General features: G+C 65.1%; 5 protein-coding genes, 1 tRNA gene and 1 riboswitch. Of the genes, 1 reads left to right on the top strand and 5 read right to left on the bottom strand.

The window, feature by feature from the left end; translation table 11 throughout:
* Positions 1-132: 132 nt before the first annotated feature.
* From ACOQFS_RS12870 to ACOQFS_RS12855, 4 genes are all read right to left on the bottom strand, one after another.
* Positions 133-1,035 (bottom strand): DMT family transporter, encoded by a 903-nt coding sequence (locus tag ACOQFS_RS12870; RefSeq protein ID WP_421563257.1) that lies wholly within the window; start codon positions 1,033-1,035, stop codon positions 133-135.
* 270 nt (positions 1,036-1,305) lie between these two features.
* Positions 1,306-1,755, bottom strand: coding sequence for a transcriptional regulator NrdR (gene nrdR / locus ACOQFS_RS12865; protein ID WP_421563256.1), 450 nt, complete (start codon positions 1,753-1,755; stop codon positions 1,306-1,308).
* 21 nt (positions 1,756-1,776) lie between these two features.
* Entirely contained in the window at positions 1,777-3,021 is a 1,245-nt protein-coding gene (gene glyA / locus ACOQFS_RS12860) for a serine hydroxymethyltransferase (protein ID WP_421563255.1), read from the bottom strand.
* Positions 3,022-3,325: 304 nt separating this feature from the next.
* Positions 3,326-3,475, bottom strand: a riboswitch (ZMP/ZTP riboswitch).
* Between the two features lie 75 nt (positions 3,476-3,550).
* A complete protein-coding gene (locus ACOQFS_RS12855; RefSeq protein ID WP_421563254.1) occupies positions 3,551-4,429 on the bottom strand; it encodes a transglycosylase SLT domain-containing protein in 879 nt (292 codons plus the stop codon).
* Positions 4,430-5,382: 953 nt separating this feature from the next.
* Between ACOQFS_RS12855 and ACOQFS_RS12850 the strand changes: the two genes are divergently transcribed.
* On the top strand, positions 5,383-8,151 hold the full coding sequence (locus ACOQFS_RS12850) for a DUF349 domain-containing protein (protein ID WP_421563253.1): 2,769 nt from the start codon (positions 5,383-5,385) through the stop codon (positions 8,149-8,151).
* Positions 8,152-8,355: 204 nt separating this feature from the next.
* Here ACOQFS_RS12850 and ACOQFS_RS12845 read toward each other — a convergent pair.
* Positions 8,356-8,440: transfer RNA gene (locus tag ACOQFS_RS12845), tRNA-Leu, on the bottom strand.
* Between the last annotated feature and the right edge of the window lie 275 nt (positions 8,441-8,715).

The following is an 8,715-nucleotide window of genomic DNA, read 5'->3' as shown; positions in this document are numbered from 1 at the left end:
GCGTTGCGGCGCTTGTGGATAGCCGGGCTATCCACTGCGCGCCGCGCCTTGCACCCCATCCCGACAAGACCGCTGCGCGACCCCTGGGAGATCGTCAACACGTTCTAACGCGCCTCGGCTGCGCGGCGGCGGCTATTGCCCGCGTGATCGCAGCGCCACCAGCCAGCGCAGCGGGTTGAAGCCCGTGACCAGGCCGGTGGCCACCAGCACCAGGGTGCCGCCCCACAGCATGCCCGGCCCCAGCGCCTCGCCCAGGAACACATGGCCCCAGGCCACACCGAACAGCGGGATCATGAACGCTGAGCTCATGGCCGCCACGGGCGATACGTGCTTGAGCACGCGCAGGTTGAGCCAGTAGGCCAGCCCCGAGGTCACGATGCCCATCACGGCCACGGCCGCGAGCGCGCCCGGCGTGAAGCGCGCCTCGGGCAGGCTCCAGGCGGCACCGGGCAGCAGCAGCACCAGCGCGGCAGCGTGGATGCCTGCGGCAATGGACAGCGGCGACATGCGGTGGGTGGCGCGCTTCATCCAGGTGGTGGAGATGCCATAGCAGGCCGAGGCCGCCACGCACGCGGCCGCGGCCAGCAGCAAGGCCGGCGTGGGCTGCACCGGCCCCAGCTGCACGATCAGCGCCACCCCCGCAAAGCCGCAGAGGCAGCCCAGCCACTTGCGCGCGCTCAGCGTGTCTTCCTTCATCCATGCCGCAGCGAGCACGCCGAAGGGCACGGCCATGGTGTTGAGCAGCGAGCTGTACCCGGCAGGCAGATGCAGCGCCGCCCAGGCATACAGCAGGAAGGGCAGGGCCACCGTGAGCGTGCCCAGGCCGAACAGCTCGCGCCAATGGCGCCACGGCCAGTCTTCACGGGCGAGCCGCATGAGGCCGATCAGCGTGAGCGTGGCCAGGCCGATGCGCAGCGCGGCCATCACATTGGGGCCCAGCACCGGACTGGCAACGCGGATGAAGAGAAACGAGGCGCCCCACAGGGCAGACAGCAGCACCAGCTGCAGGAAGTGGCGGGTTTTCACCGGGCGCATTGTCCGGCACCCGCGCGGCGCCTGCTGACCAAGGTCAGGCGATTAAATGAGTGAAAAATGTGCTTTGCGCTTGTGCAGCAAGCGCTGATAGCTATATTTTTGGTAGCAATCGTGGCTGTAGCCTGTGTGACAAGGGCGCATAGGGACGCCATGTAGCCGGGGCGGGCGGTCTTGATTTGATAAAAAATTGATAGCTGCCAGCGCTTTATGGATAAGCGCTGCAGGCTAAAAAGACCCAAATAGACCAGACATACAGGCCCCGATCACAGGCTACTTGCGTACCTCATCCACCATCGCGCGGAAGTCGTCGATGTCCTCGAAGCTGCGGTAGACGCTCGCAAAGCGGATATACGCCACCTTGTCCAGCTTCTTGAGCTCGCGCATCACCAGCTCGCCAATGCGGCCGGAGATGACTTCGCGCTGGCCCAGGTTCAGCAGCTTTTCTTCAATGCGTTCGATGGCGTTGTCGATCTGCACCGTGCTCACGGGCCGCTTGCGCAGCGCCAGGTTGAACGAGGCCAACAGCTTGCCCCGGTCGTATTCGATGCGGCGGCCGTCCTTCTTGACGATGGCCGGAAAGCTCACCTCCGGCCGCTCGTAGGTGGTAAACCGCTTGTCGCACGCGCCGCACTGGCGGCGGCGGCGGATGAAGACCCCATCCTCAGACACCCGCGTTTCAACGACTTGCGTTTCGAGGTGGCTGCAGAAGGGGCACTTCATGATGGTGGCCGAGGCTCCGTCTCAGCGGTAGACCGGGAAGCGGGCCGTCAGGGCGTTGACCTTCTCGCGCACGGCAGCGATGTTGGCCTCGTCGCGCGGGTTGTCCAGCACGTCGGCAATCAGGTTGGCCGTGATGCGGGCTTCCTCTTCCTTGAAGCCGCGCGTGGTCATGGCGGGGGTGCCAATGCGCACGCCGCTGGTCACCATCGGCTTTTCAGGGTCGTTGGGGATCGCGTTCTTGTTGATGGTCATGTGGGCGGCGCCCAGCACGGCCTCGGCTTCCTTGCCGGTGATGCCCTTGGCGCGCAGGTCGACCAGCATCACGTGGCTTTGGGTGCCGCCGCTCACGATGCGCAGGCCGCGTGCGGTCAGCGTCTCGGCCACCACCTTGGCGTTCTTGGCCACTTGCTCTTGATAAGCCTTGAACTCGGGCTGCATGGCTTCCTTGAAGGCCACGGCCTTGGCCGCGATCACGTGCATCAGCGGGCCGCCTTGCAGGCCGGGGAAGATGGCGCTGTTGATGGCCTTTTCGTGCTCGGCCTTCATCAGGATGATGCCGCCGCGCGGGCCGCGCAGGCTCTTGTGCGTGGTGGACGTGACCACGTCGGCGTGCGGCACGGGGTTGGGGTACACGCCCGCAGCGATCAGGCCGGCGTAGTGGGCCATGTCCACCATGAAGATCGCGCCGATTTCCTTGGCGACCTTGGCGAAGCGGGCGAAGTCGATGTGCAGGCTGTAGGCGGATGCACCAGCCACGATCAGCTTGGGCTTGTGCTCGCGGGCCTTGGCTTCCATCGCGTCGTAGTCAATGGCTTCGTTCTTATCGAGGCCGTAGCTGACCACGTTGAACCACTTGCCCGACATGTTCAGCGGCATGCCGTGTGTCAGGTGGCCGCCTTCGGCCAGGCTCATGCCCATGATGGTGTCGCCGGGCTTGAGGAAGGCCAGGAACACGGCCTCGTTGGCAGAAGCGCCGCAGTGCGGCTGCACGTTGGCCGCATCGGCGCCGAAGATCTTCTTGACGCGGTCGATGGCCAGCTGCTCGGCCACGTCCACATGTTCGCAGCCACCGTAGTAGCGCTTGCCGGGGTAGCCCTCGGCGTACTTGTTGGTCAGCTGGGTGCCCTGGGCCCACATCACGGCGGGGGAGGCGTAGTTTTCGCTGGCGATCAGCTCGATGTGGTGCTCTTGCCGGGCGTTTTCGGCCTCAATGGCGGCAAAGAGTTCGGGGTCGGTTTGTTCGACGAGGATTTTGCGGTCGTACATGGTGTTGGCAGTCCTAAGCTGAGAGCGTGGATATGGCCTTTTCATGGTGTCCGTTGTCCCGCAAAGGCAGTGGCTGCAAGGCGCTCACCGCAAGCCGCACCGCTGTGCGGCGAGGATGTGCAACGCGGCAGACGCTGCCTTTGCGGGGCAACCCTTCGGGCAAGGCAGCAAACAGCCGCACTCGTCGTTGCGCGCCTTGCACAGGCTCAAGCATGGGCTGCGGCCCGCGCCTGGATTGCGACTGTTTGCTGCCTTGCGGGCACCATGAAAAGGCCATATACACGCTCTTGATGTCCCTTGAAACAAGGGCTGCCCAGGCGAACGGCTGAACGCGGCAGGAAGAACCTGCGCGGCACGCTTCCCAGTGGTTCACAAGGGGCGGACCCTTGCCGGTTTCCACGTCAGCGGCGGCATCGTTGCGATACCGCGCCTATCGCCAGTCGCGTACCCCGCTAGTGTAGCTGACCCCGTGGTGGCCCAAGCGGCGTGCCGGGTTCCCAGGCTGCGCCATGGGCAGGCCTTGCGCAGTTCAAAGACCCGACAGCAAGGCCACTTTTTCGCCGGCCGGGGCGGCCGGTGCAGGCACCGCCAGGGGCGCGGGTGCTGGGGCGGGGGCCGCCGCGGGTGCCACGGCAGGCACCACCTGGGGTGCGGCCTGCGCAGACAGCGTGGGTGGCGGATTGGTGGGCATGGCGCGCCCATTGGCAACCTGCCTGAGCCGGAAATGCTCTGCCAGAACCTTGGCGGCATAGCCACCATCGTCGGGAAGATTGGCCGCGCCCACGTAGTAGCGCAGCCCGCCTTCGACCGAGCCGGCGCGCGCAATGCACTCCTGCAGCACCTTGACGCCCACACGCAGGTTGGTCACGGGGTCAAAGGCTGCGAAGTGGCCGCCGAAGCTCTCGTACTTGTCGGTGTGCACGCGGGTCATCACCTGCATCAGGCCCTGCGCACCCACGGCGCTCTGGGCAAAGGGGTTGAAGCTCGACTCGATGGCCATGATCGCCAGAATCAGCGTGGGATCGATCTTGGTGCGTTCACCGATGTCATAGGCCTCCGCCACGAGCACGCTCAGCGGCTCGGGCGCCACGCGGTACTTCTTGCTCAGCCAGAACGTGACCGCAGCCTGCGCCTTGGGCAGGTCCTTGGGGTTGGCGGCAGTGGCGCGCTCGCTCGCCTCGGGCTCCACGGTTATGCCCAGCGTTTCAAGCTGGCGCGTACGCAGCCAGTCCATCAACTGTTCCTCGCCAGCCTGGCGCAGGTCGGGGCGCGCAGTGAGCGCAATAACGACAAAGGCAACGGCCAGCCCGATCAGGGCAAAGCTGTTGTGGGTGATTTCAAGAAAACCTTCGGTCACGTCGGCCACGAAGGTTCGTACGCCGGAGACGATTTTTCCTGACGCTGTCATAGCTCTTCCTTTCTGAGGCACAGCAGGGGAAGAGGACAGTCTGTGAAGACTGCGCCTGCCCGGCAAGTCGCCTGGATTGGTACGCCAACAAGTGGGACGGCACGTCTGTGGCGTGCTCGGGTCGCCCTGTTTGAATTAGCCGGGTTCGGCAGCGGGTTGGGGTTTTTACTAGCCCCGTTTTTGGGGCAGGCGGATTCTAGAAGTTCTCTAAATGCAGAGTCAATACTAATAAACAAGTTTTATAGATGTATTTGTTATGAAAAATCTGTAAAAATCTACAGCTTTACGCGCTTCTTGGCGTTCGGTGGCGGGCCGCAGCGGTTGTTTCTGTGACGGCCCGATGTCAAATTCAATCGTTCTGAAGCGCGTCATTGAGAACGCCGTTTGAATTGGAGTCGTGACTTTGATAAGGTTCGTGGGCCTGTCAGAGTTCAGGCATCGCCAGACGAAGCAAAGTCTCCCGCCGAGGGCATTCAGTGCCAAGGTGCAGCAGATGCAGCTTCCATGGCAACCCCTTGGAGGCAATCCCTTGCCTCCCCGCCATGCGGACGTTCTTCTCCGCATGTCGACCGATGGCAAAGACCGTTGTGTCAGCCGTCAAGCCCGGCAGGCAGGCCCCATGGCCCGTCCGCCGGGCTTTCTTTTTTGCCGTCGCCTATCGCTCCTCGCTGGGCGTTCCGCGCTTGGAATAGGGCGACGTATCTATATATAGATAATGCGCGCTGGCGCCGGGGCGCGCAGGGTGGTGGCGGGTGTTTCATGCAATGCTGGCGCCGTCCATGCACTTTGCGTCATGCCTGGCTCGCATTGGCGGCAGGTTTGCTGCGCAATGCGCTTGCCGTTACCGGTCAAAATAGCCCCTTTGTCGCTGCGGCGCGCCTTTTGTGGTCTGCGTGTCCGCTGCCTCGGCCGTCGGCACTGCGCCCGCGCCCGCCCTTGTTCTCAATTGGTCCATGTTTCCATTTTTTCCCCGCAGCAAAATGTCCGACGCACCTGAAGTGAATCCGGCCCCGGCCAAAACCCCTGAGCCGCATCCTCTCGACGCGCTGACTGGCGGAGCCTTTTCGGCCGCCACCTCGGGCGAGCGCGCGGCCCGCATCCGCGATTGGCTGACGACGCAACCCGCGCCTGAGCAACTGCAAGAGGTGTTCAAAGAGCTCAGCGGCCGCGACAAGGGTGCGGCCCGCGCCGTGCGCGAGCGGCTGGACGAGATCCGGCGCGCCAAGGGCCAGGAGGCCATCGCCGCCGAGTGGGCTGAAAAGGCGCAGGCCTTGCTGTCCGCCCCCAAACTCAATATCGCCGATGCGCTGGCATGGCAGCGTGATGCCGCCAAGGCCGGTGCTCCGCTCTCTCGCGAGCCGCTGTCGCTGCTCAAGGTGCAGTTGGCCGATCGGGTGAAAGTGATCGAAGACCTGCAGCATCGCGTGCAGGTGCAGCGCGAAGCCGCTGTGCTGCTCGCGCAGCGCATCGAGGTGCTGTCCACCAAGCCGTGGCGCGATGCCCAGGCCGCTCTCGATGTTCTGCGTGCCGATGTGGAGCGCTGGCAGGCGCAGGCCCAGGAGCTCACGAGCGATGGCAGCTGGGCCAGCGTGGAGGCGCGTTTTCCGCCTCTGCTGGATGCGTCTCGCACGCAGTTGCTGGTGGTGTGGGATGCGTTCCAGCCCGCGGTGGCGCAGGCAGCGGCGGCGGCCGAGGACGCCAATGCTCCGCTGCCTCCCGTGCCCGTGTGGGCCGATGAGCTGCGCGCCGCGCGCGGTCTGCCCACAGAAGCGGCGGCCAGCGCCGCTGCGGCCAAGCCAGCGCGTGGTGCCTCCAAGCCCAAGGTTGCCGCCGAAGTGATCGAGAAGGCCGCCGCCACGGTGCGCGAGGCGCTGGCCACGCTGGAGAAGGAAACGGCAGAAGGCCATGGCAAGGCCAGTGCGGGCGCGGCCGCCGCGTTGCGCGCTGTGCTGAAGGTGCACGGCAGGCACATCGACAATGCGCTGGAGCAGCAGGTGCACACTGCGCTGGTGGCGGCTGGCGAGCTGGAAGGCTGGCAGCGCTGGAGTGCCGACCAGGTGCGCGAAGAGCTGGTGGCCAAGGCCGAAGCGCTGCTGAACCGCCCCGAAGGCCAGGGGCTGGGCGGACGCAAGATGCAGGAGACCCTGCGCAGCCTGCGCGAGCAGTGGAAACAGGCCGACCAGGGCGGCGCGCCCAACCATGCGCTCTGGAAGAAGTTCGACGAGGCCTGCAATGCGGCGCACAAGGTGGTTGAAGCGTGGCTGGACAAGATCCGCTCCGAGGCGGCTGAGCACAAGGCGCAGCGCTTGGCGCTGATTGAAGAGGTGAAGGCCTGGGCGCAGGAGCATGCGGCCTCTGGGGACTGGAAGGCCATCAATCGTGCGCTGCACCAGTTTGGCGATCGGTGGCGCGAAGGCGGCCATGTGGGCGAGAAGCTGTTTGCCGAACTTCAGCCGCAATGGAAGGCGGCGATTGCGCAGGCAGCGGCGCCGCTGGAGGCCGCACAAAAGGAAAGCCTGGCCCGTCGCCACGCCATGATCGAAGAAGCCACGGCCCTGGGCGCCGCGCCCGCGCTGCGCATCGACGCGGTCAAGGCCTTGCAGCAGCGCTGGCAAGCCGAAGCGCAGACCGTGCCGCTTGACCGCAAGCATGAACAGAAGCTTTGGGACGCGTTCCGCAAGCCGATCGATGAAGCGTTCAACCGCAAGTCGGCAGACCGTGAGCGTGCCGCCACCGAGTTGAGCGTGCGCGACCGGGCGGTGCTGGATGCGTCCAAGGCGCTGGAGGCCGCCAATGCCACCGGTGATGCCCAGCAGATCCGTTCTGCCATGCAGGCGCTGGAGGCCGCGCTGCGCGGGCAGGCGCAGGCGGCTGCGCAGCAGCATGCGAAAGAACAGATGCAGACATCCGCGGAGCCCGCCGCCGCGCCGACGCAGGCGGCTTCCGAAGGGGACGTTGCACCCGTGGCATCCGACGAGGCTGCGGCGGGCGCATCCGAACAATCGGCCGCAGAACCCGCGCCGGCACCCAAGCCTGCCGCACGCCCTGTGGTGGCAGTGCGTGGAGACGACCGGCCGGGCATGAAAAAGGACGCGCCGGCTGCGGCCGGACGTGGCGCCCGCCCCGGTGATCGTCGCGACGGCCGACCTGGTGGTGACCGCGATGCCGGTCGGGGGGCGCGTGGCGAAGGGCGCTTTGGCGATCGCAACAGCGAGCGTGGCGGCCGTTTTGGTGATCGCGGCGCCGCGCACGAAGACCGGGGTCCACGGCTGGGTGACACGGCGTTCCGCGCGCAGCGCGACGCCATGGAACACGCGCAGCTGGCGCTCAAAAAGCTGGCGGCCCAGGCCCATGGCGAAGCTCTGACCCAGCTCATCGGTGCCTGGGAGAAGCGCGATGCCGCACAGCTGCCATCGGCGCAGGACCTTGGCGGACGCGTGACGCCGCAGGTGCGCGGCGCCTGGTCGCAGTCCTTGTCGTCAGCGCCCAAGGGCGATGCGGCAGAAGCGCTGCTGCGTTTGGAAATGGCCGCCGAGGTACCCACGCCTGCCGAGCACATTGCGGCCCGGCGCATGTTGCAGCTGCAACTGTTGACGCGTCGCAATGACCCCGCGCCCGCACAGACCTGGGGCCAGGATGCCGCCCAGGTGCTGGCCACGGCGAGTGATGCGGCCAGCGCCCGGCGCCTGCAAAACGCGCTGAAAGCCTTGTTGCGCAAGTGATCTGCATGGGGCCGCTGCGGCGGCCCCTCGCCGGTCTTGGGGCGGCGCTGCTCGATACGGCGCGCGCCCCGGACATCGGTGCATCCATCTGCTGCGAACATGTGGCTTGCAGCCTGAGGGACCAATCCGATTGAAGCGGGCCATGCTTCAACTACCCGCCAAAAACAAAAAAGCCGTTGCGATTGCAACGGCTTTTTATGTGTTTGGTGCCCAGGAGAGGACTCGAACCTCCACGATGTTACTCGCTAGTACCTGAAACTAGTGCGTCTACCAATTCCGCCACCTGGGCTTTCAGATCAGCCTCGAATTATAGAACAACAATTTCGGGGTTTTGGCTGCCTAAGCAAAAAATGGACAAAGAATTTTGTGGGTGGGTTGCACTGCATGGTGGGGCCCGGGGGGCGGCAGTGTGAACGATGGAGCTGCGGAAAATAAAAAAGCCGCTGATGTCTCAGCGGCCTTGATATTTTGAAAACCGTTGCCGGTTCTCGTTAAACTTGGTGCCCAGGAGAGGACTCGAACCTCCACGATGTTACTCGCTAGTACCTGAAACTAGTGCGTCTA

Origin of the sequence: Paracidovorax sp. MALMAid1276 (genome assembly GCF_049198005.1) — a bacterium.
In the GTDB taxonomy this organism is placed as follows: domain Bacteria; phylum Pseudomonadota; class Gammaproteobacteria; order Burkholderiales; family Burkholderiaceae_C; genus Acidovorax.
This window is presented reverse-complemented; position numbering and strand designations above follow the sequence as displayed.